General features: G+C 62.7%; 28 protein-coding genes and 2 pseudogenes. 15 read left to right on the top strand and 15 right to left on the bottom strand.

All coding sequences use genetic code 11. The features are described from left to right. Window positions 1-38 precede the first annotated feature (38 nt). Window positions 39-1,313 carry a sulfotransferase family protein gene (locus H7K34_RS01130; RefSeq protein WP_264058938.1) on the top strand — a complete coding sequence of 425 codons (1,275 nt, stop codon included), beginning with the start codon at window positions 39-41 and terminating at the stop codon, window positions 1,311-1,313. On the opposite strand, the gene H7K34_RS01125 is transcribed toward H7K34_RS01130, so the two are convergent. From H7K34_RS01125 to H7K34_RS01115, 3 genes are all read right to left on the bottom strand, one after another. Next, entirely contained in the window at window positions 1,196-2,320 is a 1,125-nt protein-coding gene (locus H7K34_RS01125; protein ID WP_264058935.1) for a hypothetical protein, read from the bottom strand. The genes H7K34_RS01130 and H7K34_RS01125 overlap by 118 nt on opposite strands. A 14-nt stretch (window positions 2,321-2,334) precedes the next feature. After that, on the bottom strand, window positions 2,335-3,249 hold the full coding sequence (locus H7K34_RS01120; protein WP_264058934.1) for a metal-dependent hydrolase: 915 nt from the start codon (window positions 3,247-3,249) through the stop codon (window positions 2,335-2,337). Between the two features lie 172 nt (window positions 3,250-3,421). Next, window positions 3,422-4,150, bottom strand: a complete 729-nt coding sequence (locus H7K34_RS01115; RefSeq protein WP_264058928.1) for a 3'(2'),5'-bisphosphate nucleotidase CysQ — start codon at window positions 4,148-4,150, stop codon at window positions 3,422-3,424. Between the two features lie 128 nt (window positions 4,151-4,278). On the opposite strand from H7K34_RS01115, the gene H7K34_RS01110 reads away from it, so the two are divergent. Continuing rightward, window positions 4,279-4,890, top strand: a complete 612-nt coding sequence (locus H7K34_RS01110) for a hypothetical protein (RefSeq protein WP_372510659.1) — start codon at window positions 4,279-4,281, stop codon at window positions 4,888-4,890. 4 nt (window positions 4,891-4,894) lie between these two features. Here H7K34_RS01110 and H7K34_RS01105 read toward each other — a convergent pair whose 3' ends face one another. Beyond that, window positions 4,895-6,070 (bottom strand): thiolase family protein, encoded by a 1,176-nt coding sequence (locus H7K34_RS01105; protein ID WP_264058922.1) that lies wholly within the window; start codon window positions 6,068-6,070, stop codon window positions 4,895-4,897. 146 nt (window positions 6,071-6,216) lie between these two features. Between H7K34_RS01105 and H7K34_RS01100 the strand changes: the two genes are divergently transcribed. Together H7K34_RS01100 and H7K34_RS01095 are read left to right on the top strand one after the other, a co-directional pair. Beyond that, window positions 6,217-7,347, top strand: coding sequence for an NDMA-dependent alcohol dehydrogenase (locus H7K34_RS01100; RefSeq protein ID WP_264058920.1), 1,131 nt, complete (start codon window positions 6,217-6,219; stop codon window positions 7,345-7,347). A 91-nt stretch (window positions 7,348-7,438) separates the two neighbouring features. Beyond that, entirely contained in the window at window positions 7,439-7,828 is a 390-nt protein-coding gene (locus tag H7K34_RS01095; RefSeq protein WP_108921549.1) for a DoxX family protein, read from the top strand. A gap of 10 nt (window positions 7,829-7,838) precedes the next feature. Here the strand turns inward: H7K34_RS01095 and H7K34_RS01090 are convergent, their stop codons facing one another. Then, the gene (locus tag H7K34_RS01090) at window positions 7,839-8,201 is read right to left on the bottom strand and encodes a bleomycin resistance protein (RefSeq protein WP_264059234.1); all 363 of its coding nucleotides are present in this window, start codon (window positions 8,199-8,201) and stop codon (window positions 7,839-7,841) included. 163 nt (window positions 8,202-8,364) lie between these two features. Between H7K34_RS01090 and H7K34_RS01085 the strand changes: the two genes are divergently transcribed. From H7K34_RS01085 to H7K34_RS01070, 4 genes are all read left to right on the top strand, one after another. Further along, complete coding sequence (locus H7K34_RS01085) at window positions 8,365-9,114, top strand: sensor domain-containing protein (RefSeq protein ID WP_108921551.1); 750 nt, start codon at window positions 8,365-8,367, stop codon at window positions 9,112-9,114. 99 nt (window positions 9,115-9,213) lie between these two features. Then, window positions 9,214-9,720, top strand: coding sequence for a DUF2505 domain-containing protein (locus H7K34_RS01080; RefSeq protein ID WP_264058916.1), 507 nt, complete (start codon window positions 9,214-9,216; stop codon window positions 9,718-9,720). Between the two features lie 152 nt (window positions 9,721-9,872). After that, on the top strand, window positions 9,873-10,340 hold the full coding sequence (locus H7K34_RS01075; protein ID WP_264058913.1) for a hypothetical protein: 468 nt from the start codon (window positions 9,873-9,875) through the stop codon (window positions 10,338-10,340). A 173-nt stretch (window positions 10,341-10,513) separates the two neighbouring features. Further along, complete coding sequence (locus H7K34_RS01070) at window positions 10,514-11,368, top strand: GNAT family N-acetyltransferase (protein WP_264058912.1); 855 nt, start codon at window positions 10,514-10,516, stop codon at window positions 11,366-11,368. On the opposite strand, the gene H7K34_RS01065 is transcribed toward H7K34_RS01070, so the two are convergent. After that, the gene (locus H7K34_RS01065; RefSeq protein WP_264058910.1) at window positions 11,362-11,973 is read right to left on the bottom strand and encodes a TetR/AcrR family transcriptional regulator; all 612 of its coding nucleotides are present in this window, start codon (window positions 11,971-11,973) and stop codon (window positions 11,362-11,364) included. The genes H7K34_RS01070 and H7K34_RS01065 overlap by 7 nt on opposite strands. A gap of 112 nt (window positions 11,974-12,085) precedes the next feature. Here H7K34_RS01065 and H7K34_RS01060 point away from each other — a divergent pair. The 3 genes and pseudogenes from H7K34_RS01060 to H7K34_RS01050 all read left to right on the top strand — a co-directional run. Then, window positions 12,086-12,784: pseudogene (locus tag H7K34_RS01060) on the top strand (GMC family oxidoreductase); the annotation flags it as partial. Between the two features lie 67 nt (window positions 12,785-12,851). Continuing rightward, window positions 12,852-12,953, top strand: a pseudogene (locus H7K34_RS01055) (GMC family oxidoreductase N-terminal domain-containing protein); the annotation flags it as partial. Between the two features lie 48 nt (window positions 12,954-13,001). Further along, entirely contained in the window at window positions 13,002-13,718 is a 717-nt protein-coding gene (locus H7K34_RS01050; RefSeq protein ID WP_264059231.1) for a GMC family oxidoreductase, read from the top strand. Window positions 13,719-13,733: 15 nt separating this feature from the next. Here H7K34_RS01050 and H7K34_RS01045 read toward each other — a convergent pair whose 3' ends face one another. Next, window positions 13,734-14,135, bottom strand: a complete 402-nt coding sequence (locus H7K34_RS01045; RefSeq protein WP_264058908.1) for a VOC family protein — start codon at window positions 14,133-14,135, stop codon at window positions 13,734-13,736. 265 nt (window positions 14,136-14,400) lie between these two features. Next, the gene (locus H7K34_RS01040) at window positions 14,401-15,267 is read right to left on the bottom strand and encodes a nitronate monooxygenase (RefSeq protein ID WP_264058906.1); all 867 of its coding nucleotides are present in this window, start codon (window positions 15,265-15,267) and stop codon (window positions 14,401-14,403) included. 70 nt (window positions 15,268-15,337) lie between these two features. Here H7K34_RS01040 and H7K34_RS01035 point away from each other — a divergent pair, with 70 nt between their 5' ends. Next, on the top strand, window positions 15,338-16,018 hold the full coding sequence (locus H7K34_RS01035) for a PadR family transcriptional regulator (protein WP_264058900.1): 681 nt from the start codon (window positions 15,338-15,340) through the stop codon (window positions 16,016-16,018). Here H7K34_RS01035 and H7K34_RS01030 read toward each other — a convergent pair. Further along, complete coding sequence (locus H7K34_RS01030) at window positions 15,972-17,411, bottom strand: MFS transporter (RefSeq protein ID WP_264058897.1); 1,440 nt, start codon at window positions 17,409-17,411, stop codon at window positions 15,972-15,974. The genes H7K34_RS01035 and H7K34_RS01030 overlap by 47 nt on opposite strands. Before the next feature lie 32 nt (window positions 17,412-17,443). Between H7K34_RS01030 and H7K34_RS01025 the strand changes: the two genes are divergently transcribed. Next, window positions 17,444-18,088, top strand: a complete 645-nt coding sequence (locus tag H7K34_RS01025) for a GntR family transcriptional regulator (RefSeq protein ID WP_201263465.1) — start codon at window positions 17,444-17,446, stop codon at window positions 18,086-18,088. Here the strand turns inward: H7K34_RS01025 and H7K34_RS01020 are convergent. Both H7K34_RS01020 and H7K34_RS01015 read right to left on the bottom strand, forming a co-directional pair. Next, window positions 18,085-18,528 (bottom strand): cupin domain-containing protein, encoded by a 444-nt coding sequence (locus H7K34_RS01020; protein ID WP_264058891.1) that lies wholly within the window; start codon window positions 18,526-18,528, stop codon window positions 18,085-18,087. The genes H7K34_RS01025 and H7K34_RS01020 overlap by 4 nt on opposite strands. Before the next feature lie 17 nt (window positions 18,529-18,545). Then, the gene (locus H7K34_RS01015) at window positions 18,546-19,322 is read right to left on the bottom strand and encodes a class I SAM-dependent methyltransferase (protein ID WP_264058889.1); all 777 of its coding nucleotides are present in this window, start codon (window positions 19,320-19,322) and stop codon (window positions 18,546-18,548) included. 249 nt (window positions 19,323-19,571) lie between these two features. Between H7K34_RS01015 and H7K34_RS01010 the strand changes: the two genes are divergently transcribed. Continuing rightward, window positions 19,572-21,344 carry a DUF3556 domain-containing protein gene (locus H7K34_RS01010; RefSeq protein WP_264058886.1) on the top strand — a complete coding sequence of 591 codons (1,773 nt, stop codon included), beginning with the start codon at window positions 19,572-19,574 and terminating at the stop codon, window positions 21,342-21,344. On the opposite strand, the gene H7K34_RS01005 is transcribed toward H7K34_RS01010, so the two are convergent. The 3 genes from H7K34_RS01005 to htpG all read right to left on the bottom strand — a co-directional run bounded on the left by H7K34_RS01005 (window position 21,341) and on the right by htpG (window position 23,889). Further along, window positions 21,341-21,559, bottom strand: a complete 219-nt coding sequence (locus H7K34_RS01005; protein ID WP_264058884.1) for a hypothetical protein — start codon at window positions 21,557-21,559, stop codon at window positions 21,341-21,343. The two genes, H7K34_RS01010 and H7K34_RS01005, sit on opposite strands and share 4 nt — an antisense overlap. 70 nt (window positions 21,560-21,629) lie before the next feature. Then, window positions 21,630-21,902: a hypothetical protein gene (locus tag H7K34_RS01000; protein WP_264058878.1), complete on the bottom strand. Its 273-nt coding sequence runs from the start codon at window positions 21,900-21,902 to the stop codon at window positions 21,630-21,632. A gap of 49 nt (window positions 21,903-21,951) precedes the next feature. Beyond that, entirely contained in the window at window positions 21,952-23,889 is a 1,938-nt protein-coding gene (gene htpG / locus H7K34_RS00995) for a molecular chaperone HtpG (protein ID WP_264058877.1), read from the bottom strand. 93 nt (window positions 23,890-23,982) lie between these two features. Here htpG and H7K34_RS00990 point away from each other — a divergent pair, with 93 nt between their 5' ends. Then, window positions 23,983-24,603 (top strand): TIGR03085 family metal-binding protein, encoded by a 621-nt coding sequence (locus tag H7K34_RS00990; RefSeq protein WP_264058871.1) that lies wholly within the window; start codon window positions 23,983-23,985, stop codon window positions 24,601-24,603. Window positions 24,604-24,613: 10 nt separating this feature from the next. Here H7K34_RS00990 and H7K34_RS00985 read toward each other — a convergent pair whose 3' ends face one another. Then, a complete protein-coding gene (locus H7K34_RS00985; protein ID WP_264058868.1) occupies window positions 24,614-25,498 on the bottom strand; it encodes a hypothetical protein in 885 nt (294 codons plus the stop codon). Between the last annotated feature and the right edge of the window lie 201 nt (window positions 25,499-25,699).

The raw sequence follows: 25,699 nt of genomic DNA, 5'->3' as shown, positions 1-25,699 counted from the left end.
GGTTGTAAAATGTGTAATGGCGACTGTAGGGTCCGGATGTGACCGACGCCATCCGCATCACCGACCTCGCCAAGCCGACCTTCACACCCCAAGCTCAGGTGATCGTCGACGGCATGGCCGCGATGGCCGACTACTGTCCGCTGACCACCGACGCCCTGCACGACCAGGCCACTACGCAGACCGGCTTGACCGACTTCGGTGAGCAGGATTATCGCGAGCGGATGGCGGTGCTGCTCGAAGCTTTTCACGAGTTGCCGCGCCTAACCGCGTTCGGCCGCACCTACGCGTTCTCACTGATGCTGACCTTCCTCAAGGGCAGGCTGCGCGTCATCGATCATCTCAAGCGCCACCCCGAGATCTTCGACGTCAGCATCCAAGCGCCCCTGGTGATCGCCGGGCTGCCGCGTACCGGCACCACGCATCTGCACAGTTTGTTGGCCGCGGACCCCGCGCTGCGGTCATTGCCGTATTGGGAAGCCCAGGAGCCACTGCCCGCGCCCGGAGAAGAAGGCACCATCGAGCCTCGCCGCCAGCGCACCGGCGACGCACTCAACATTTCCAACACGCTTATGCCGTACTTCACGCTGATGCACGAGATGACGATCGATCACATCCACGAAGACATCGGGCTTATGGTGCAGGACTTTTCGAGCGGCTTCTTCACCACGCTCACCCATCTGCCGCGCTGGTCCGACTACCTGAGCGACCATGACCAGACCCCGGGCTACCAGTTTCTGCGGATGATGCTGCAAGTGCTGCAGCATCAAGACGGCTACGACCGACGATGGGTGCTCAAGTCGCCACAGCACCTCGAGCAGTTCATCCCAATCCTCAACGTATTTCCCGACGCAACATTCATCGTCACCCACCGCGACCCGGTGGACGTCGCGGTGTCGATGGCCACGATGATGACCTACACCATGCGGATGAGCGTCGACGACGTCGACGTGAACACGGTGGCCGAATACTGGATTACGCGGATCGACGAGCTGCTCAGCGCTTGCCTGCGCGACCATGATCGATTGCCGGCGCAGCGCACCATCGACGTCCGCTTCGACGAGTTCATGGCCGACGACCTGGCGATGGCACAGCGTGTCTGGGACACAGCCGGCTACTCACCATCCGAGGACTCGAGAAAGGCTGTGGCACAGTACATGGCCGGCCACCAGCGGGGCCGGCTAGGTCGCGTCGAGTATCACGCCGCGGATCTTGGACTGCACAAGGCCGAGCTGCGGGCACGGTTCGCGCCGTATGTGGACCGGTTCGTCACACCCACCAGCAGCACCGCGACCACGAAACACCCACCGGCGTAAATTAGATTGCCGGTGGGTGTTTCGTCGCTGGTGATGCCGTCCTTAGCCGCGAGGTAATCGGGAAGTGCGGTGAACCAGAGGATTCCGAGGACCAACAGATAGATCGGCCCGAAGATCCGAACGAATAGATTCGGCAGGGCAGCGCGGCGGGCGCTGATCAACACAGGAATCGCGATCGCCGCGAACGCCACGAGTTCGACGACGAAGACAACGGCCTGGGCGGTAATGTTCGGATGACTGCCACCGAAAATCGACGACGGAATACTCAGGATCGCCACCCCGACCGGGACCAGCGCGCCGGCAACGATCGTGCGCCACAACAGGCTTGCCGCGCTGAGCCGGCTTCCGGCCTTGCGGCCGACGAACAGCATCACCAGCAGCGCTAGCACGGCGGGGCCGAGCGTGGCAAAGATGAAGACACTCGTCATCGGCACCGAGGCGAACATCGGACGGTTGAGCGGGTTCTGCGTGTTCCATGCCCACCAACGCAGCTGCGGACCCAACTGGTCGAAGACTTCGTAGCAGCACTGGTGTACCAGGCCGACACATACCGAGCCGACCAGAATGCCACGTGATCGGAAAATTCCTAGCGTGCGGACGATTTCGAATGCCAGGGTCGTCACCGCGGGATACAGCGCGACGATGTAGAGCGGCAGCCGTTCATACATGAACTGAACGGTGAAGACGTTGTGGTCGAAGACCACACCGATCTGATCTTCGACCATAAACAGGTGGGGAAAATACAGCGGAATCTCGGTGACAAGTAGATAGACGATGGACGCAAACCACAGCGCCAGATTGGTCGGGTCGTTGTCCCGCCGAATCCGCCGAATCGACCACCACAGTGCGAGTAGGGCGCCAACGACCATCATCAGTTCCAGCACCGGCAGCGTCGGATTGGACAACGCGAACGGGTTGCGAATGTGAACGATGGCCGGAGCGTCCGTGCACGTGAAATGCCCTAGCGTTGCTGCGATCTCGTTGAATCGCGCATTACACTGAGACATTGCCTAACCCGCCCTTAGCCGTTCGCGGCGGCGCTGTACCAGCGGGCGACGTCCTCGCCCCGTTTCCAGCGCGCGAACCACTGATCGGCGAATTGCGGCAAGGGCTCGTGTTCCGGTTTGTGATAAGGGGTTTGACTCATCAGCACGCGGCCCGCGGCGACGAGTATCTGCTTGCGCGGCACGCTGCCGAACGCCGACGGCACTGATTGATTCGCCGCGGCCAGCGGCAACTTGCTCTTGAGGTTCTCCCATGCCCCATACGCTGGTAGCAATGTTCGCGCATCGACCTTGCGATCACCGAAAGGCACGTGTGCGTTGACGCCGTCGGCAATAACCGACAGGACCCCCAGCAGATGCTTGACCACCCCCGGCAGGGCGCGGATGCGATACCAGTTGTCGCCTACCACCGCGTCATAGATCAACAGTGCCGAGCTGCGATGCTCGACCTCTTCGACGAAGTGCCACAAGAACAGTGACGCCACCCGGTCGTCTCCCGGCCGGAACAACGTCGCCTCGTTGTCGAGCATCAGCTTGAACGAGGGCGTGAAGGTAGCCTCCAAATCGGCGATGTAGGCCAAGCGGAATTCCAGCGATTTCGTCGCGGTGAGCGTGTCGAAGCATGCCACCGCATCGTCGAAGGTCTGCTGCAGGCCCGGGTACCGCTTGATCAGTGCGCTGACATGCTTGCGGTGCGAACTGGAATGCTGCGCTTCCTGACGCAGGAACGCGATCGCCTCCGCTGCCACATCGGCGTCGGCCATCAGCGGCTTGGCTTCCTGCACCGCGGCCACGATCATCTGCTCGAAACAGATGGCAATGATCGACGTGGCGTTCATGAAGAACGAGAACGCCGGGTTCTGGGGATGCCAAACCCACGGAACGTCGCCGGTGAAGTCGAACTTCGGCCGCCGTACCTCGAGATCAGTCACAGTTCATTCCCGCGGAACTTGATTATACAGAGTTACATCTAATGTAAGATCTGATTGTTGCGGCCTCATCAGGATGAGTCAAGGCCTGATGGGGCGCAATCATCAGCCACCAGGTGCCGGTACGGCGGAATCACCTGGCGCTGAGTCAGTTACGGCGGGACCCGCGAGTGTGTCAGCTTGTGACGGCGAGTACGGCTTCCGCTAGCTCGGGACGGCACACCACCACGTCCGGCAATTTCGGGTCGGCCTGGTTGTAAAGCAATGCCGATCCGTCGATGCGCGAGGTGTGCAAACCGGCGGCGCGAGCCACCGCCACGGGGGCAGCCGAGTCCCACTCGAACTGCCCGCCGGCGTGGACGTAGACGTCGGACAGACCCTGAACGATTGACGCGACCTTGGCTCCGGCGGAACCCATTTCCACCAGCATGCCGTCCAACGCGTCGCGAACCGCTAACGCGATAGCCGGTGGCCGGGTACGCGATACGACAATGCGTGGCTTGGCCGGTGCTGCCGGTGGCGCAGCAAGCTGAGGCGTCGCCAGCGTAATTCCCTGCGCCGGCAGCGCGACGGCGCCGGCGACGAGTTCACCGGCCTGCCAGAGCGCGACGTGCACCGCCCAGTCGTCGCGCCCGAGCTCGGAGAATTCCCGCGTACCGTCCAGCGGATCGACGATCCACACCCGCTCGGAGCGCAGTCGCACCGGGTCGTCGGCGCCTTCCTCAGAAAGCACCGCGTCCTGGGGTCGCTCAGCCGAAAGCGCTTGCATCAGAAAGTCGTGGGATCTCTTGTCCCCCACCGCTTTCCGCTCGCTCGCATCGGCGTCGGCGAACTCCTCCCGCATCCCGAGCAACAGCTGCCCCGCCTCGGTGGCCAGGCGCGCGGCTAGTGCATGGTCATTCATCGGTTACTCCTAACCCGTCGCGAGGGTCTCGATACTTCCTTATGTTGGTAGCGTTGACCAAATTTACCGTGCCAGGATTTTCGTCGACCCGGCACCCCGCAGGCGACTTCTGGCATAGCCTGGAAATCGTGAGCGGCAACGTCTCCTCGTCGAGCGGGCCGCGGCGGGGGCGCCTTACAGTGATCGTCATCGTCGTGGCCCTTATCGTGGTCGGTGCGCTGATCTTTGTCGGCGTGGAACTGACCGGCGGTCAGCACAGCACGACCGCCCAATCCACCAGCCAACCACCAGCTCCGCCCGACAGCTACGCCATTCCTGGTTGCTACAACCCGGCGGTCCAACCGAGCGCGCGTCCAAAAAAGCTCAATGTCCTGGGCTGTGCGAGTGTTGCGGTTGCGCTGCAAGACATGTCATGGAGTTCGTGGGGTCCGCAGGGCGCCGATGGCAGCGGCACAGCAGTTTTCAAGTTGTGCGATCCGAATTGCGCCGCCGGCTCCCAACTCACCGAACCGGTCGTTGTTCACGCGTGGAATGCGCAGAAGCCGCGTACGGATGCGATCTGCCAGCTCAACCTCAAGATCTTCGGCGACATGATCTTGGCGTTCCCCAAAGACGTCCCGCCGCCCAACGCGCAGCGGATCGACGCCCAGTACAACGGGATGCCGGCGGTGCACTACGTGAACTACTCGCCCAGCGACACCCACGAAACCGAATTCATCGGCTACACGTTCTGCAACTGAGCGCTTAGACCTCGACGAGGACGGCGCCGCCCTGGCCGCCGCCAGCACACATTGCCGCGACGCCGATACCTCCGCCGCGGCGGGCCAGCTCGTAGACCAGCGTGGTGACCATGCGGGCGCCCGAAGCCGCAATGGGGTGGCCCAGGCTGCAGCCGCTACCGGAGAAGTTCACCTTCTCCTCATCAAGGCCGTACTCGCGGCAGGCCGCGATCGGCACCGATGCAAATGCCTCGTTGATCTCCCACAGCGCCACGTCCGACGGCGACAAACCGGCCCGCTGCAGCACCTTTCCGATCACCTTCACCGCGCCCAGACCGCAGTCCCGCGGCGCGACGCCCGCGGCGGCCCACGCCTTGACCGTGCCCATCACATTGAGCTTCTCGGCTTGGGCGTATTCGCTATCGACAAGCGCGACGGCTGCCGCGGCGTCATTGGTGCCGCTGCTGTTGCCCGCCGTGATCGAGAAGCCCTCGATCTCGGGGTGCAAAACTTTGAGGCCGGCCAGCTTCTCGACCGTGGTGTCGCGGCGGGGGTGCTCGTCGACGGCGAACTCGGTCACCGAGCCGTCGAACTGGGTGATCTTCAACGGCAGGATCTCGGCGGCGAACTTGCCGGCGTCCTGGGCCGCGACGGCGCGCTGATGCGAACGGGCCGCCCAGGCGTCCATCTCCTCGCGACTGATCCCGACGGACTGCGCGGTGTTCCAGCCCACCGTGATCGACATGTCCTTGGCGGGCGCATCCGGGGTTTCGACGTGCGTCGGCGGCATCCACCGCTCTTCGAACTTCAGCTCCGGACCGGGGATGCGCCAGTTCGTCAGCGGCGTCATCGACAGCGACTGCACACCGCCGGCGATCAGTACCCGCTCCATACCCGAGCCGATCTGGGCGGAGGCATTGCCGATGGCGGTGAGGCTGCCGGCGCAATGGCGATTCACCGACTGGCCGGGAACGTGCTCGAGACCAGTGGCACTGGCGGCATAGCGAGCCAAATCGCCTCCGCCGTAGTGCGATTCGGCAAAGATGATGTCATCGATGACGGACGGATCGACACCGGAACGGCGGACCACCTCCGGGAGCACCGCGGTGATCAGTGTCTCGGGCGGCGTGTTGACCAACGTCCCTTTGAACGAGCGGCCAATTGCCGTCCGGACTGCTCCGACGATGACGGGTGTACCCATGTTCTCAACCTCGCTGCGGTGGGCGGTCAGACGACGCGAATCGTATCAAATACTGTATAGGCAATAGTAATGGTCTAAATTCGGTACGCCGGGGTCTGTGACGGCGCTAACAATTAAGCGGTTCGGGTAAACACGGAGGCCTACCGTTGAAGACCAAAGGTGCGCTGGTCTGGGAATTGAACGAGCCGTGGTCGATCGACGAGATCGACATCGGCGATCCTCGTCGCGGTGAGGTGACCGTCCAGCTGGAGACGGCCGGCCTGTGCCACTCCGACCAACATTTATTGACTGGCGACTTCCCGATCCCGAGCTTTCCGGTGCTGGGCGGTCATGAAGGCGCCGGGATCATCACCGATGTCGGCGAGGGCGTCGAGAACCTGGCCGTCGGCGATCACGTGGTGATGTCGTTCATCCCGTCCTGCGGGACGTGCAAGCCGTGCCAGACGGGGCTGCGCAATCTGTGCGACCTCGGCATGGGCCTGCTGTCGGGCCAGTCAGTGTCCGACGGATCGTTCCGGGTGACCGCGAAAGGACAGAACGTGCTGCCGATGTCGCTGCTGGGCACTTTTGCGCCCTATGTGGTGGTGCATCAAACCTCGGTAGTCAAGGTCGACCCCTCGATCCCCTTCGAAGTTGCGTGTCTGGTGGGCTGCGGAGTCACCACCGGTTTTGGCTCGGCGGTACGCAGCGCCGCGGTCAAGCCCGGCGACGACGTCGCGGTCATCGGCATCGGCGGTGTCGGCGTCGCCGCGGTGCAGGGCGCCCGAATCTCAGGGGCCCGAAGGATATTCGCTATCGATCCTTTCGAATGGAAACGTGAACAGGCGGTGAAGTTCGGCGCCACAGAAGCTTTCGCCGATACTGCCGGCGCCGCCGCCCGCATCGCCGACGCCACGTCGGGCCTGATGTGTCACAAGGTGATCGTCACCGTCGGTCGCAGCGAAGGACGCGACGTCGAGGCATGGATGGGGCTGACAGCGAAGGGCGGCACATGTGTCGTCACGGCCATGGGAAGCGTGCTGGCCACCGACGTCACGCTCAACCTCGCCGGGCTGTCGCTGATGCAGAAAAGCTTGCAGGGCAGCTTGTTTGGCGGCGGCAATCCGCAGCACGACATTCCCGAAATCCTTGCGCTGTACAAGCTGGGCCAGATCAATCTTGACGACATGGTCACCCGCGAGTACAGCCTCGAGGAGATCAACGATGGCTACCGCGACATGCTCGAGGGACGTAACGTCCGCGGCGTCATCCGATTCACCGACGCCGACCGCGGTTGACTTCGGCCCTCTTTTGCCGCGAGCGGGACGTGCCCCCAGCTCGCGAGCCCCGGAGACCCCGACATTCACCGGACGTGAGCACAATGGGTCCATGACTACCACATCCCTGGCCCAGCGCGAGGCCCAGACCGCCGCATACCGAGTCGCAGCCATGTTGATGGGTATCGGCGCCGTGCATTTCCTTGCCCCAAAACCGTTCGACACGATCGTCCCCGTCGAGCTGCCCGGAGATCCACGCTTCTACACCTACGCGTCGGGTGTCGTCGAGATCGCCACCGGTGCCTTGCTGGTGCCGCGACGCACTCGGCGCACAGCCGCGCTGGCGGCCGTCGTGCTGTTCCTCGGCGTCTTCCCGGCGAACGTGAACATGTGCCGATTGTGGTGGAGCAAGCCATGGCCGATGCGCATCGCAGCCTTTGCCCGGCTACCGCTTCAGATTCCGATGATCACCACGGCGTTGAAGATCAGGCGCAACAGCTAGCCCGCTGTCGTCATTGTGGCAGCCGCGAGCCGACCCGGTGCGCGGTGCCGTCGGGATCGACATAGGCGAATTCCCTTAAGCCGTAGTCGGTATCGACCGGCTCCACGAATCGGCCGTCGAGATCTTTCAGCGCCGTCCATTCGGCGTAAAGGGCGTCGGCGTCGCTGACGTAGAGGTACACACTGGCCGCGGTACGTAGCGGATCGTGTTCGGCCCACTCGCTGAGGTGCATCGACACCGAGCCGCGGTCGACAAAGCCGTAACGCGCCGCACCCTGGTAGCCGCGGGCTTCGAACCCTAGACGGCGGTAACGATCCAGGGCAATGTCCAGATTTCGGACGGGGACGATCGGTGATACCGAGGCGAAATCAATTTCGGGCACACCACAGTTTGTCAGCTGTGTCAGCACCCGCCGTCCAGAAACCTCGCACGACCTGCGTTGCTGTCGTATGCTCCACCCGCAAACACCTCGCATAGCAAACGCGTGGGTCCGCGGAACGCTTGTCGAGTCAACTTCAACAGGAGGGCACTCAGCCATGCGTCAGCTACCAGCCGTCGTCACCGTTGTCGCTGCGGGAATAGCGGTCGCCGCCTGCGGAGGTGGTCACGGTGGCGGCACGTCGTCGACGACTACCACGACTACGTCGAAGCCTCCTATCGCGCAGGCCGCGCTGCCGAATCTGCTGCTCACTCCGGCCGAGGTCGACAGCGTGCTCGGGGTTACCGGCTCGAAGACCGACAAATCGTTCGACACCCTGCAAGAGGACAAAAGCACCGACGTCTTTCCCAAGGGATACAAGTTCCCCGCCGAGTGCCTGTTCATCACCGGTGAGGCCTTGACGCCCCTGTATAGCGGCAGCGGCAACACCGCGGTGCACGGCGAGCGTGACCTCGCCCCGATTCCCTCGGGGTCGAGTGATCCGAACCCAGATGTCAGCCAGTTTGTGGTGTTGTTTCCGTCCGCCCAGCAAGCGAGCGCCTTCTTCGACGCGTCGACACAGAAATGGCCGGCCTGTGCCAACCGCCAGGAGACCGTTCCCGGCGGTGACGCCGACGCACCCGACATTCAGTGGAAGGTCGGCCCGGTTGCCAACGCCAATGGCGTGTTGAGCACGACCGTCAACGTGACGCTGGGCAAGGGCGGCGACACGATGTCTCAAAGCTGCCAACGGGCGCTGACCGTCCGCAACAACGTCGTGATCGACACCGAGGCATGCCGCAAGGATCCGGGGGACGCCGGCATCAACGTCGCCAAACAGATCGCCGGCAAGGTCGACAAACAGTAAGCAGCGCCACCGGAGAAGCCCGCGGTCAGTTCCGCTGGCGTCCAGCCCATTCGGGTCGGCGCGAACACGCGGCCGGGACTTTGGTAAGAATGGGGTGCTATGCCGCGCTCATTCGACGTCCTGACCGAATCGCCTGCCAGCGTTGACCAGATTTATTCGGCGTTCAGCCGCGAGGACTATTGGCTGGCCAGAATCGCCCTTGGGGACGGCGCGACCACCACACTGGATTCACTGAATGTCGACTCCGACGGCAGGGTGACAGTACGCGTGACGCAGCACGTGGGTCGCCAGCTACTACCCGGGCCGGTTGCTAAATTCGCGCCCGGCGAGTTGAAACTCATTCATGACGAGACATGGACGCCCGCCGGGAACGGACACGTTCTCGGGCAGGTCAACGTCACGGCTGCACCCCGGGTGGGAGGGGGCCGCGCGGAAGCGAGGCTGGAGCCGACCGGAAACGGCTCGCAGCTGAGATTCGCCGTCAAAGTGGAGGTCAAAATCCCGTTGGTGGGCCGCAAACTCGAGAAGACCCTCGGAGCGGGCCTGGCCGAAAGCATTCCCGCGGTGCAGCGCTTCACCACCACCTGGATCGCCGACCACCCCTGACCGGCCATCCGGGCCTCCCTCTTGCCATGCGAGCGCGTCGAGGTGTTAGCTCTGTATTCGTCAGCGAGCAACACTGTTCTGCTACTGGGAGGCTTATCACGATGCTTCGCCGGCTATTCGCTCTGGGAGCAATTGCGCTAGGGGTTGCGGGAGTGTCTGCCTGCGGGTCACAACAGGCATCGCCGCCAAAAGCGTCCAGCTCGAGCTCGGCGAAACCATCCACCAGCAGCGCCTCTCCCAGCCTGCCCTCAAGCACCACCGTTTCGCCCGCCGCGACAAGCAGCCCACCCGACTGCGTCGGGCTTTCGATCTGCACACCACCCCCGCCCGACGCTGAGGGCAACCCCGCGTGCTTCTACTCCGATGGCTGGCAAGCCAATTCGGGTGGCGCCGGGATCGAAATCTGGTATTTCCACGAGCCGCAGAACCTGTCGAAACCCGACAAGGTCACGGCAATAGTGCGTAAAAAGGACGGCACCAACGAGTCCCAGGACGCCACGATCGACGCCGGTCAACAAACACACCGCTTCGAATTCCCGACGATCGACAAGGCCTCGGTTCAAGAGGTCCTGCTCGCTACTAACAGCGGCCGCTGTTTCGTGATCGGGCCCGGCAGCTAGCGACGTGTTGGCACGTACCCGCCTCTCCCCCTTGCATTTTCGCTGCATGGATCGCAGCGCTGTAAGGGGCTAACTCCTTCCTGGAAGGGGAAGCCTTTCAGCCGCTGGGTGTTTAGCTGCCGGCCAGCTAGGTAGGCTACGGCGTTAAGGCAGGCGACGGATAGGAACACCAGATGACCCGCATACGCACCATGACGCAGGCGGACACCACCGAGTGCGCTTGCATCTGCTACAAAGCCTTCAACGCGATCGCCGCTCGGCACAACTTTCCGTCGGATTTCCCCTCGGTACAACATGCCCACGATCTCGTCACTGCATTACAGTCTCACCCCGAATATTTCAGCGTCGTAGCAGAATCCGACGACGGGCTGATCGGCAGCAACTTTCTCGACGAACGTTCGGCGATCTCGAGCGTGGGCCCGGTCAGCGTCGCTACCGATGCACAGGACAGCCGCGCCGGTCGCGCCTTGATGCAGGCCGTGTTAGACCGAAGTGCCCAGCAGCAGGCGATGGGAGTGCGGCTGGTACAGGTCGCCTATAACAACCGTTCGATGAGCCTGTACACCAAACTCGGCTTTCAGACGCGTGAGCCGCTTGCCGTAATCCAAGGCACACCATTATCGATGCAAATCAACGGATTTGACGTTCGCGCAGCGCACGAAGAGGATCTGGCCGACTGCGACAAATTGTGTTTGCAGGTGCATGGCCACGACCGAAGTGGCGAACTGCGCGACGCGATCGCACACGGATCGGCCAAGGTTGTCGAACGTGACGGCCGAATAACCGGATACACAACCGATGTCGGCTTCGCGGGCCACTCGGTGGCCGTGAGCAATGAAGACATCATCGCCTTGATCGCTAACGCAGACCAGTTCACTTGGAATGGATTTCTCATACCGTTGCGCAATGCCGAACTGATGAGGTGGTGCTTCGACCAAGGCCTGCGGATCGTCTACATGCTGAACCTGATGGCACTGGGGTACTACCAAGAACCACGCGGTTCCTTCTTGCCATCGATCGGCTATTGACGGCTGGCGAATCGCCCGGCAATCGAGTCGAATACCTGCGCCACGAGGTCGACCACGCCTTCGCGCGACATACCCAATTCACCGTCCAGCCAAGCGAGTAGGTAAGCGTCGGCGGCGGCCACTACACCGACGCCGAGCAGCAGCCGTTCACGGTCGTCGACGCCGTCCGCCGCCGGCAACAGGTCGGCGACAAGCTGGGCCAGCTTGCGAAGCCCTTCTCGACGCTGGACTTGAACCATTGGCCCGCCCGAGAACACCTCACGAAGCTTGATGCGCGCATGGCCGGGATTGCCCTGAAGCCCGCGGCTGATGGCGTCGATCATCGCCCGCGCCCCTTCCGAGGCGCCGGTGGTGGCGTCGATCGCGACACGGCATTCACTGACCTCCTCGTCGATGAGTTGGTCGTAGGCAGCCGCCAGTAGCGCGTCCAGGTCGGCGAAGCTCTCACCGAAATACCGATCGCGTAGCCCGGCTTGGCGAAGTACCGCGCGGATGGAAGTGCCGGCGTAGCCATGTTCGCCAAACAACTCGATGCCGGCGTCGACCAGCCGCGCCCGGCGACCGGCGACCCGCTCGGCTGCGGTCTGCCCGTCGTAGTCCCTCATTCAATACCTTCTGATTGCGCCCGTCCCATGATCTTGAATCCTAGGTCAACCTGCGCACTTGAGTCCCAACAATGTGGGGGCAATCACCATCTGATTGTATTTGCCTTCAGATATGGGTAGCGTTCAGCGCATGATCTCCTCACCGCAACTCTCACCACACAATTCCTTCGACTACGTCATCGTCGGCGCTGGTAGCGCCGGATGCGTGCTGGCCAATCGCCTGTCCGAGAACCCGTCGACTCAGGTGCTCTTGCTCGAGGCGGGCCCCGAGGACACGCATGACGCAATTCGGGTACCGGCCATCTTCGGCTCTCTATTCGGCACGGAAGTCGACTGGGACTATCGCCTCGAGGAACAGACGCACTATCAGGGTTCGATGGCCTACCCGCGCGGCAAGACACTTGGCGGTTCGTCCTCGATTAACCTGATGGTCTACATCCGTGGAGACCGAGCCGACTTCGACGGGTGGAGCGACCGTGGCTGCGCGGGTTGGGATTACGACAGCGTGCTGCCCTACTTCATCAAAGCCGAGAACAACAGCCGTCTCGGTCAACCGTTCCATGGTCAGAGCGGTCCGCTACACGTCGAGGACAGGATGTTCACGCATGAGCTCTCGCACAACTGGATCAACGCGGCGCGTGAATGGGGCTTGGTTAACACCGATGACTTCAACGGGCTATCCCAAATCGGTTCGGGTGCTTACCAAGTCAGCTGCCATCAGGGCTGGCGGTGGTCGGGCGCCGATGGCTATCTGAGACCGGCAGTCGGCCGCTCTAACCTGACCGTGCAGGTCAATGCCCACGCAACCCGGATTCTGGTGGATGGAGCCCGCGCGACCGGCGTGTCCTACCTGCACGACGGCGCCGAGGTGACCGCTTATGCCGGAGGTCATTCTGTCCGGAGGCACCATCAACTCCCCGCAACTGCTGCTGTTGTCGGGCATCGGCCCGGCCGACCAGCTACGTGCACTCGGCATCGACGTCAGAGTCGATCTGCCCGGCGTTGGGGAGAACCTGCACGACCACACGATGACCCCGATTGTGTGGGCGACTCAAGGGTCTACTGATCTGCTGGAGATGGCCAGCCCGGAAAACCTTGCACTCTGGCAGGACCGACGCGGCGGCCCATTTACCTCCAACGGCGGCGAGGTGGGCGGATTCATGTCGACCAACGGCGACGCCGCACCGAACGTCCAATTCATCGGGGGGCCAACCTCATTCGTTGACCACGGCCGCTTCAGCCCACCGCTACCCAATTTCACGATGAATGCCGCCGTGACCCACCCGCGCAGCCGAGGTCGGCTGTGGCTGGATTCTGCCGATCCACTGGCACCTCCGCGCATCGATCCCGCCTACTTCACGGATCCGGCAGATGTCCACGACGTCGTCGCCGGCCTGCGTGGGGCTATCGAGATCGCACACCAGCCGTCGTTCGCGAAGTTCGTCAAGGGAGTGAACCTGCCCACCGAGGCGAACCTCGACCAGGCCACCCTGATCGCTCACGCGAGGAACTGGTCGCAGACCGAGTACCACGCGGTCGGCACCTGCGCGATGGGTGTCGACGATCGAGCGGTCGTCGATCCCGATCTCAAAGTCCGTGGCATCGAAGGACTTCGGGTTGTCGACGCATCGGTGATGCCCGCGATCGTCAGTGGGAACACCAACGCAGCGACGGTCATGATCGCCGAAAAGGGCGCCGATCAGATCAAGGCGTCGCGGCACCCGCTGCGCGGTGTCCGCTGCTGAAGGCCGCACATCTGGTTACGGGTGATCGGCCTTGAAGAACATTTCGAACTGAATGCCGTCGGGATCCTTGAACGTGAGCACCGCACCGTATTCGCGATCGGCGATCGGGGTGTGATCGACGCCGAGCTGCTCGAAACGTGCCAGCCACTCATCGAGTTCACCGCGGGTGTCGACTTTGAATGCCATGTGGTCCAACCCGGTACGCCGCGGATCGAAGCCTTCGCCCTGATTCGCGTCGTGCTGCTGGAATTCGATGATGGTCCGTGTGCTCGGATGCATCAGCAAGACGCCACGCCATCCGTCGCCGGCTACCCGGTCGATTTCGGTCAGGTCAAGCAACGCAGCCCACCATCGGGCGCTGGCCTCGGCGTCACGAGCGGAGAACGAAATATGCGACACCCTACTAAAAGTTGGCATAGTCAACCCTCCGGTCTTCGGCTCAAGCCGTCAATGGCCGGCGCGTAGCGGCGCCAGGCGATGAGTGTCGGCTTTCGAGAACGTTGTACGCCTGGCTCATCATCTGCTCGATGATTTCGGCGGCCGGCGTTACGCGTCGAACCGCCCTCACCCCTTGTCCGGCCGGGTAGACCATCGACTCCCAATCGCCGCTGGTCTCGGGCGTGGGGGGCAACGCCGACCTGATCGGCAAGTCGTACGGCATGTTGGCGGAATGCGGAAACAGTCACGTACTGCCGATGCTGTCGCCCTGCTGCGGTGCGACACCACCAGCACTTACCTCGGCGTTGTGCACTGCGGGGGTCGCGAGAAGGCGGTAAGGCTGGTCGGGCCATTCCGGTCCGAAGGCATTAGTGCGCAACGTCTTGCCGGGCGAATCGATCAGGCGGCACTTGTACTCGGGATGGGCATTGGCTTCCACGGCCACGACCAAAGCCGTGCCCACCCATACTCCATCCGCGCCTGCCCGCAAAGCCGCGGCTGCGGCCGTCCCGTCGGATATGCCGCCGGCCGCAAGCACCAGTATGTCGGGCCAGTTCTGACGAATCGTCCGCAACAACGCATGCAAGGGTGTGCGTCCGCGGGCATGACCGCCGGCTTCGCTGCCCTGGGCGACTATTCCATCGACACCGAGGCCGATCGCGGTCGAGGCGATCTCCGGCGATGAGGCCTGCATCCACACACGTATTCCCGCCGCGCGCAGTGCGCCGACCCAGCGGGCCGGCGGTGGGTCATGGTGAAACACCACCAGCGGTACGTTCAGCCGGATACATTCGTCGATGTGCGCGTCGGTGCTGGCCGGGCCGAACCCGGTGTCGGCGCAGATTAGATCCACCCCGAACGGCCCAGAAGTCAAGGCGCGCAATCGTTCTACCATTACGGCCAGACTTTCGGCCGGATCCGGAGATGCGCCGAGCACCCCCAATCCGCCGGCGCTGGTAACCGCCGCGGCGAGCTGTTCGTGTGCGATGAACCCCATGCCCGCGCCGACGAAGGGATGGCGAACGTGGTATTCGCGGGTCAACCGCGTCTGCAGACCGGGCGCGTTCGGATGGTCGTCGTCGACCGCCGAATCATCGGGTGAGTCAGGCATGGCCCCTCCTACTGAATACTCCATACCGGAGTATGCACTACGGTAGTCCGATCTGGAGTATTGTCAACCCATGTCTCGCAAGCAGCTCAGCCCGACGTCCTTCGCGATTCTCGGGCTGCTTTCGATCCAGCCGTTCACGACTTATGAACTCGCTCAACAGATGGAGCGGACACTGAGCTGGTTCTGGCCGCGGGCCGCCAGCATGATTTACGAGGAGCCGAAGAAGCTGGCGTCTGCCGGCCTGGCCGACTCGACGGTCACCTTTACCGGCAAACGGCGTAGCACCGTCTACCAGATCACCGACGCCGGACGTGCCGCACTGCGCGATTACCTGGATGCGCCCGCCGCCGGAATGCGGATGGAATTCGAAGCAATGATCAAGGTGGCTTTCACCGACGCCGGAGACGTAAATCAGTTCCGCGCGACCGTGCGGGAAATCCGGGCCGACGCCGAGTCGCGACTCGCCGAAATAATGGACAGATCGACGGAGTACGACACTACGGGCGGGCCTTTCCCGGACCGGCTGCCCGTCGCGGCGATCGCCGGCAAGCTGCTGATGGGCCAACACGAGGCAGTCATCCGCTGGGCCCGTTGGGCCGAAGACGCGCTCGCGGGATGGACGGGCGTCACGCCGACGACCGGAGCCACGGTGCCAGCCCATGCTTTTACGCCCGGCTTGCCCGCGCGGTACGACGACAACTCCCCTACGGCGGCAGCACCTCGCCGTGCGTCTCGGGCGCCAGCGGGATGATGAACAGCCCGATCACGAAAACGACGGCCGTCAGGGCAACCGGCAGCCCCAAGGTATGTGTGTGCAGCACTGCCGCGCCGAGTAGGAAGTTCACGCCGGCGCCGACAAATCGGCCGAACGATGTGCAGAATGCGAACGCCGTTGCACGCACTCGTGTTTCGAACTGCTCGGGCAGCCAGAGGCTGAACAACGCAAAGTTGCCGCCGAAGAAGCCGAGTACGAACAGCCACGCGATAAACGGCCCGAGGCCGTTGGGCAGATAGAACGCCCAGCCAAAGCTGCCGGTAATCGCGACCGCCATCCCGGCAAAATAGATCGCGGCGGTCTTCCTACGTCCGATGCGTTCCGCAATTAGCGGCAAGACGAGACAACCCAGGATGGTCCCGATCGACAGCAGGCCCGTCGCCCACGATGCAGTTCTCGTCGCGTCGTTCTTGTCCATACCGGCTTTGTGCGCCAGCTGAATCACGGCGGTCGGTTCATATACCGTCCCTGCCCATAGACCCACGATCGCAATCGTCAGCAGCGCGCACGCCACCCAGGTGCGGCGCCGGTAGCGGGCACTGAGAATTTCGCGCAACGGGTTCACGCGGACCGAGGTACCCACCTCCACCCGCTGCCACTTCTCGGTCTCCTTTACCCGCGTCAAGATCAGAATCGCCACGACGATCGGCACGGCACCGGTCAGAAACATTGCACGCCAACCGAATTGAACACCAATCGTGTAGTTGAGCGCCGCGGCCAAAAAGAAGCCGGCGTAGTAGCCGGTCTGCAAATAGCCTGCGCCCATTTTGCGCCGGTCCTCTGGCCATGCCTCAGCCACATAAGTTCCGGCGAGCGCCCATTCGCCACCGATCCCCACACCCGCGATGAAACGGAAGCTGGCAAGCTCCCAGACGTTTTGAGCGATCGCAGAAAGCCCGGTGAAGATCGCGAAGGTGAAGATTGTCGCCGCCAGCACCTTCGTTCGCCCGAAGCGGTCGGCGAGCGGCCCCCAGATGAATGAGAGACCCCAGCCCACCAGGAATAGCGCGAAAAGGATCGATCCCGCGAGGCCGACGTTGGCCGGCGTTGGGGCGAAGCCCGACCTCGGCAACAGTTCAGTCAGCGCGGGCGTGAGCACCAATGCGTAGATGAACGAATCCATACCATCGAGCGTCCAACCCGTCCATGCCCCCCAGAATCCGGCAATCTGCGAACGATTCAGCGGTGTGCGATGACGTACGGGTACCGCCCGGTCTGTCGTTGAACTCATACAGCGCCTCCGGCTGAACGACCATGACTGGTGAATTTTGGGATCGAAACGAGTACATAATTGTATATAATATAAAGATGACGCGCGCAACGAATCGTTCTGCCCTCCTCGGTCCGGCAACCGCACTACCCGCGTCACTGTCGTTAGCGGAGCGGGGCAGCACGTCCCGGATGATCGCGAACGCGCTGCGCGCCGCCATCGTCGACGGCACCCTCGCGCCCGGCACGCCGCTGCGCCAGGACGCGATCGCACGGCACTTCTCCGTCAGCGCGATCCCGGTTCGCGAGGCCCTGCGCCAGCTCGAAAGCGAAGGCTGGGCCAAGGTCGAGATCAACAAGGGCGCGACGGTGGCGCCACTGTCTGCCGGTGAAGCGCGAGAAATCTATGAAATCCGAGCCGCGCTCGAAAGTCTCGCCATCGGTCTGGCCATACCTGCTCACACACCGGCCTCACTGCGGCATGCGGCCGCACTCTGTAAAGCAGCGTCGGCCGAGCAAGATCCGTCGCTCTACGTCGCTCGTAACGAAGCCTTTCACTTGAGTCTCTACGTCCCCGCCGCGCGACCGCAGCTCCTCGAAATGATCGAAATGCTGCATGGACGGGGTGAGCGCTATCTGCGGCTCAAGTTCGGGCTGCCGGTGCACAAGCGATCCTCCGACCGCGAACACACTGCGTTGCTCAGGGCGGTTCGGCAGCGCGACGTTGAAACCGCACAGTCGCTGGTCACCGAACATCTCCTCGAAACCGGGGAGCTGCTCTATCGGTTCCTTTGCCAGGACACCGAGATCGCCGACGAATATTCGTCCCCGCGTTAGGCCACCGGCGGGCCGAGAATGTCACACCCGTACCGGGCGGCGAGTTCTCGAATCTGGTCGGCAGGGGTGCGCGCGACCTGGTAGGCGATTTGCTCAAATCCTCCCGGGATGAGAATCGCCAGCAGTCGACTCTCCGCCTGAGCAATGTTGCGCCAACTGTGCGGCGAATTGCGTGGCACCGTGACGCGTGCACCCGGGGGTGCATCGAAGAGCTCGCTACCGACTGCGATTCGGTACCGCCCCGAGATCACCAAGAAGTGTTCGTCCTCGTTGCGATGCAGATGGGTCGGTACAGCGCACCCGGGTTGTGCCGCGGACTCGATAATTGCGTAAGCACCGCCCGTGGTCCGGCTGTCGACGCGGATCGCTTGCCGTTCCCCTTGCGCCGCGGCAAGCCAGGTGTCGCCGCACGACGAAAACGGTTCTCCGGTAGTCGACATGAGTAAATCCTCTCGAGTCAGCATTCTCGGTAAGCCTTGAGCCCGTACATCAATGGGAACCGCGGTTCGCCTTCCGGCATTGCCCACCAGCCGCCGGCCGCCGGCTCCATCAACGGCCAGCGCTGCCACGGCAAAAGGACAGTCTCCGTGAGTCTTTCGATTGCAAGACCGGCTCGGGTGATGGCGGTGACGACTTCGCCTAGGCCGTGCGGCCACTCGTAGTGGACCGTGTCGCCGGCCAGCGCTGGACCATCGGTATAGCTGTGCGTGCTATCGCGTTCGACGGCACCGCGGCCACCAAGATAGTCGTGGCGGATCACCAAATCATTCGGGAATCCTGGCTTCTGGGTAGGTCCGAGTGCGTTGAGCAGCGGGTGAAATTCCACCAGGTACAGGAAGCCGCCCGGTTTAAGCAGGCGCGAAATCGTCTGCGCCCACTCTGCCAGATCAGGCAAGTAGCACAGTGCGCCCTTTCCCGTATAGACGATGTCGAACCGTTGCGTGCCGAGTACGTCCACAGCGTCGTAGACGTCGGCGCGGACATACTCGATGGCCAGACCGGCTTGGTGCGCGATGCGCTGCGCCTCCCGCACCGACGCGGACGAGAAATCCAGCCCGGTGGTGTAAGCGCCTTTGAGCGCGAAGGCCAGCGTCTCCACGCCCAAGTGGCACTGCAGATGTACTAGCTCTTTGCCCGCCAGCTCACCGAGGTGGTACCACTCGAACGGGGCAAACCAGGTCGTGGGGTCGCGATCGCCGATTCCGTAGAACGCGCTATTCACGTGGATCGGCACCCGCGCATTCCAATTACATTCGTTAGCACTAATTTTGGCCCGAATGCTCTCGTCGTTCATCTACCCACGACTCTCGCGTTGCACGTCAGCCAATTCTGCCGCATCGTGGTCGTCAAAAAGACCGTCGTGCGGGGTTTGTCTGCAACGACGCGCGAACTGGATAGCGGCATTCATCAGGTACTGGCTAAATCGCGCGGTGACGCTAGATTGAATATTCGCCTACTGGGTTCAACGCGGAACGAGGCCATCATGGGATTCATCACGCCGGACCTGCCAGATGTCGATCACGACACCTGGCCCACGCTGCCCCGGTCCACCAGGATGCAGGTGGTGACGCGGCACTGGGTGGAGCACGGCTTCGGCACCCCGTCTGCGATCTATCTGCTGTACGTGCTCAAGATGGCCGCTTATGCCGGCGGGGCCGCAGCGGTCATCGCGTTAACTCCGGGCCTGGGCGGGCTGGACCGCATCGAAGTGTGGTGGACCCAGCCGATCGTGTATCAGAAGGTCGTCGTCTTCACCCTGCTGTTCGAGGTCCTCGGCCTGGGCTGCGGCTCCGGTCCGCTCACCGCCAGATTCTGGCCCCCCATCGGCGGATTTCTGTTTTGGTTGCGGCCCAACACGATTCGTCTGCCACCCTGGCCGCGTGTGGTTCCCTTCACGAGGGGGGACAGTCGCACGATCGTTGACGTGGCCCTCTACGTGATCGTGCTGGCGTCCGGTATCTGGGCGTTGCTGTCGGCCGGCCGCGGCGGCCCGGTCACTGCGGCCGGCGACGTCGGCTTGCTCGATCCGATGTTGCTGGTGCCGGCGATCATCGCGCTGGCGCTGTTGGGCCTGCGCGACAAGACGGTCTTCCTTGCGGCGCGCGGCGAACACTACTGGTTAACGCTGTTCGTGTTCTTCTTCGCGTTCACCGATCAGATCGCCGGATTCAAAATCATCATGCTCGCGCTGTGGTGGGGCGCGGCGACCTCCAAGCTCAACCATCATTTCCCGTACGTCGTGGCGGTGATGACGAGCAATCACCCGCTCTTGCGGAGCAAATTGTTCAACTGGGTGAAACACCGGCTCTACCGCGACCCGGTCAATGACCTGCGTCCGTCGTGGGTGCCGAAATTCATGGCACATGTCGGCGGCACCACGGCCGAACTCCTGGTGCCCTTGGTTTTGGTCTTCTTCGCCGACGGCCACGGCTGGGCGTGGTTCCTGATCGCCTTCATGGTGATCTTCCACCTCAATATCATTTCCAACCTCCCGATGGGAGTTCCGTTGGAGTGGAACGTGTTCCTCATCTTCTCGCTGTTCTATTTGTTCGGGCACTACAACACGATTCACGTGACGGACCTACAGTCTCCGTTGTTGCTGACCATCCTCGTCGTCGCGCTGGCCGTGGTGCCGATCCTGGGAAACCTTTTCCCCCAGCAGTTTTCGTTTCTTCCGGCGATGCGCTACTACGCCGGCAACTGGGCGACCAGTGTTTGGTGCTTCCGCGCGGGCACCGAAGAGAAGGTCGAAGCCGACGTCGTCAAAAGCTCTGCTCTTACTGCCAAGCAACTGGCCAAGCTCTACGACCCGGCGACTGCAGAGATCACAATCGACAAAGCCGGCGCCTTTCGGTCGATGCACACCCATGGCCGGGCGCTCAACGGACTCCTATCGCGCGCCGTCGACAACGAAGCCGACTACCGGATGCGCGAGGGCGAAATCGTCGCCGGTCCCCTGGTCGGCTGGAACTTCGGCGAGGGTCACCTGCACAACGAGCAACTGCTGGAGGCCTTGCAGCGGCGCTGTCACTTCGAAGAGGGCGATGTCAGAGTGGTCATCCTGGAAGGCCAACCCATTCAGACCCAACGGCAGTGCTATCGCATCGCGGATGCCAAAAAAGGTGTGATCGAGGAAGGCTACGTCACCGTCGCCGACATGCTGGCGCGCCAGCCCTGGCCCGAGCCCGGCGACCAGTTCCCTGTCCACCTGACCCACGGCGGCGATGCCGCGAAACGGCTGTCCACCGCCGACTAACTGCGCCTTTCTGGATGGCGGCTCGCCGGGGCGGTAAAGCCACCGGTGTCGTCGAAGTGTGCCCAATTCCCGTCGTCGCTGACCTCCATGCGCCAACCCAGCTCGGAGCTGTCCCCGGTAAGGGCGATGAACCAGGAATACGCGGCCTCGGCACTGGAAAAGTTCATCGACGCGATGACTTTCCCATCTGGGTTGATCGCTCGAAAGTCGGGCATGAGACGTAACTATCCCTGTTGCTGGGCTTTTAATCCACGACGGATGTCTCCTGCAAGTGTTACGACGTCGCTAACTGATGTCTATCAGCGAGTCGCCACCATCACGATGGGCGATGACGTTCGACGCCGAGAACTGCAGAGTCCACAGGTTGCCGTGCTGCGAATACTTGGCGGTCATCGCGGACACCAGATTGTCGACGATCTCGGCAACCTTGGACTCCTCAGCGAAATCCCTGATATACGACTGTGTTTGGGCAATCGTGGAGTCGACGATGCTGGTCGGATTGACGCCTAACCGCCTTTGATCGCCGCGGCTGCGAAAACCCAAATCTTCTGCAGCCACGATCGGTTCAATGCTGGCCAGCTACAGCTGACGGGCAAAGCTTGCGCTGCTACAGCGTGCGGGCCAACTGGTTCGCCAGCAGCTCAGCGAATCTGGCCGGGTCCTCTAGCGAGCCGCCTTCGGCCAGCAGTGCCGTGCCGTACAGCAATTCCGCGGTCTCAGCGACCGTGGGATCGTCGGCACGCTCTTCGTGAGCTTTGCGCAGCCCGGTGATGAGCGGATGGTCCGGATTGAGTTCCAGAATCCGCTTCCCGATGGGGATACTTTGCCCTGACGCTTGGTAGATGCGAGCGAGCGCCGGACTTATCCCGAACGCGTCGGTGATCAGGCAGGCCGGCGAGTCGGTCAGGCGGGTAGACAGCCGGACTTCCTTGACGTGCTCGGTCAAGGTCTCCTGCAACCAACTCAGCAGGTCGGCGAATTCTTTGTCCCGCTCCTCGCGTTCGGCGTCGCTCTCGTCCTCACCGGAGCCGAGATCCACCTCTCCCTTGGCCACCGACTGCAGCGGTTTGCCGTCGAACTCGGTCACGGTGCCCACCCAGACCTCGTCGACGGGGTCGGTGAGGACCAGGACCTCGTAACCCTTGGCCTTGAAGGCCTCGAGGTGCGGCGACTTCAGGATTTGCTGCCGCGTCTCGCCGGTGGCGTAGAAGATCTGCTCCTGCCCCTCCTTCATGCGCGCGACATATTCGGCGAGGGTGGTGGCGTCCTCCTCGCTGTGCGTCGACGCGAACGAGGAGATTTGCAGCAAGGTGTCTTGGTTGTCGACGTCGGACAGCAGGCCCTCTTTGAGAACCCTGCCGAACTGGGTCCACAAGGTGCGATAGTCCTCGGGCCGCTCGGACTGCAGATCCTTGATCGTGGACAGCACCTTCTTGGTCAGCCGCCGACGAATCGCGTTGATCTGCCGATCCTGTTGCAGGATTTCGCGAGAAACGTTGAGCGACAGATCTTGTGCGTCGACCACACCCTTGACGAACCGCAGATACTCCGGCATCAGCTGGTCGCAATCGCCCATGATGAATACGCGCTTGACGTACAGCTGGACACCGATCTTGGCGTCCCGGTTGAACATGTCAAACGGGGCATGCGACGGGATGAAGAGCAGGGCCTGGTACTCGAAGGTGCCCTCGGCTTTCATCGCGATAACCTCGAGCGGATCGTCCCAGGCGTGCGCGATGTGCTTGTAGAACTCCTTGTACTCCTCGTCGGACACTTCGTCTTTGGGCCTAGCCCACAGCGCCTTCATCGAGTTCAAGGTCTCGGTCTCGATGGTGACGACCTCTTCGCCGCCCTCCTCCCCTTCTTCTTGGGAGGCAGGTTGTCGTCGCACGACCTCCATGCGGATTGGCCATGCAATGAAGTCGGAGTACTGCTTGACGAGGCTCTTGATCTTCCACTCCGAGGTGTAATCGTGGAGCTCGTCTTCGGCGTCCTCTGGTTTGAGGTGCAGGGTAACGGCGGTCCCCTGCGGGGCGTCTTTGACGGATTCGATGGTGTAGGTGCCCTCGCCGCTGGATTCCCACCTGGTGGCTTCGCTCTCACCGGCCTTGTGTGTCAGCAGCTCGACCTTGTCGGCCACCATGAAAGACGAGTAGAAGCCGATACCGAACTGACCGATCAGCTCCTCCGAGGCCGCCTCGTTCTTGGCCTCCCGAAGCTGCTGGCGCAGCTCGGCGGTGCCCGACTTGGCCAGCGTGCCGATCAGACCGATGACCTCGTCGCGCGCCATGCCGATGCCGTTGTCGCGGATGGTCAGCGTGCGGGCGTCTTTGTCCACGTCGATCTCGACGTGGAGGTCAGACGTGTCGACGTCGAGATCCTTGTTGCGAAACGCCTCAAGCCGAAGTTTGTCCAGTGCGTCCGAAGCGTTCGAGATCAACTCCCGCAGAAACGAGTCCTTGTTGGAGTAGACCGAGTGGACCATCAAATCCAGGAGTTGCCGTGCCTCGGCCTGAAACTCCAACTGTTCAACACCCGCATTCATGAGATGTGAATCTACCGAGGCGAGAATCGTTAACATCGCGGGGTCCGGCCTGCCTACTCTGAGGGGGCAGGCCAGCCGGTGAAGGGAGCTCAGGTGTCTGTTGCTCAACGCGAACGTGCCGCCCTCGTCGACACCATGCGCAGCGTCGGGCCGGATGCGCCCACCCTGTGCGACGGCTGGACAACACGAGATTTGGCCGCCCACCTGGTGATTCGCGAATACCGTCCCGACGCCGCCCCCGGCATCGTGATCCCATTCTTCGCCGGCCACACCGCCAAGGTGCAAAACGACGTGGCCGGGCAGACCGACTGGGATGCGCTGCTGGACAAAGTCGCGTCCGGCCCGCCGGTCTACTCACCGCTGAAGCTGCTCGACCCGGTGGCCAACATCGGCGAGATGTTCATTCACCACGAGGACGTGCGCCGTGCGCAGCCGAAGTGGACGCCCCGCGCCCTGGAACCGGCCCTGGCCAAAAGCCTGCGTCGCACACTGCCGCTGATGGCCCGGATGACCCTCGGCAAGGTTCCCGGGCGGATCGCGTTGCGCACGCCGGAAGGCAAGACGGTGCTGATCGCGGGCAGTGGCGCGGCGGTCACTGTGATCGGTGCGCCCGAGGAGCTGCTGCTGTTCTCCGTGGGGCGGCAGGCTCAGGTCGAGTTCGACGGCGATGCCGATGCAGTGGCGGCGGTGCGCGAGTCGCCCAAGGGGCTGTAGGCGGTCGCAGCTAGGCCAACGTTGCCGGCTCCTGGGCAAAGGGGACCTCCACGCCCTTTTGGAACGACAGCGCCCCACTTTGAACTGCCAACGCGACCGTGAGCACGCCTACCCATAGCCAGGCTTCGGTTGGAGTGATATGTGTCGCCGGACTTGTGTAGCGCAACGCCATAATGGAGCGCACTATCACGGCAGCAACGACAGCAACCGTGACGTACGGAACGGCCATCCGGATGAATCCCGCGACGCGGCCGAAAGGTGATACCGATCGACGTCTACCAATTCCGAAGTACCACAAGGTGGCACAGACGATCATGAGCCCCAGTGGTATCGGAATCGCGAGCCGGTTGGCCCAGTCCCACAACGATTGGAGCGGCTGGTGCGTTTCCGGATCACCCAGCGAGAGCGCCAGATGTGTGAGCGTATCTTCGACCAGGAACACCGAAATTGGGGGAACGAAGACCGCCAGGACGAATACGCAATGCCTGGCCAGCGTGCCTGAGTTTCCCGAAAAGAACTGCACAATGGCGTACAGCAATATGTAAATGGACGCCGCAAACGATACGGCGGCCAGCACTTCCACCGAGGCGGCTCGGCCATAGGTGAGGGAGCATCCGCTCTCCCCGGCAAGCAAGCCATACCGCAGGGTCGTCAGAAAAAGACCCAGGAATGCACACACCAGGGAAATTCCCACTTGGGTCTCATGCTCGACCTCGCGCGGCTCCGGCCCACGCCCCTCGCCACGGCGCCGATAGGCGCGGTCAAGCACGAGATTTATGACGACAAAGGCAAAACCGGCGAGGATCCCGGTGAATTGCGCGTAAGTCCTGGCCACGACCGACATATCGAAGCCGGTCCACAGGACGCAGGAGTCGGCGATGAATCCCAGGGCCATCGTTGCGACGGTACTCGGACCTGGCCCGGCAGCAAAGGTTCGACGCCCGTGTCGACCCTCGAAACTGGTGTATCTCCGGGCCACACGCACCACATCAGCCGCGACGCTTCGGGTGACATGGTTTGCGAAGGCGGTATCGCATGCGATACCGCCATTTAAATCGGTTATAGATCAACATTTCTGGTACGGATGTGTCCGGGT

The sequence above is a fragment of the Mycobacterium montefiorense genome (assembly GCF_025823255.1).
Taxonomy (GTDB): domain Bacteria; phylum Actinomycetota; class Actinomycetes; order Mycobacteriales; family Mycobacteriaceae; genus Mycobacterium; species Mycobacterium montefiorense.
Note: the sequence above shows the minus strand (reverse complement) of the source record. Positions and strands in the feature narration are given on the sequence as shown.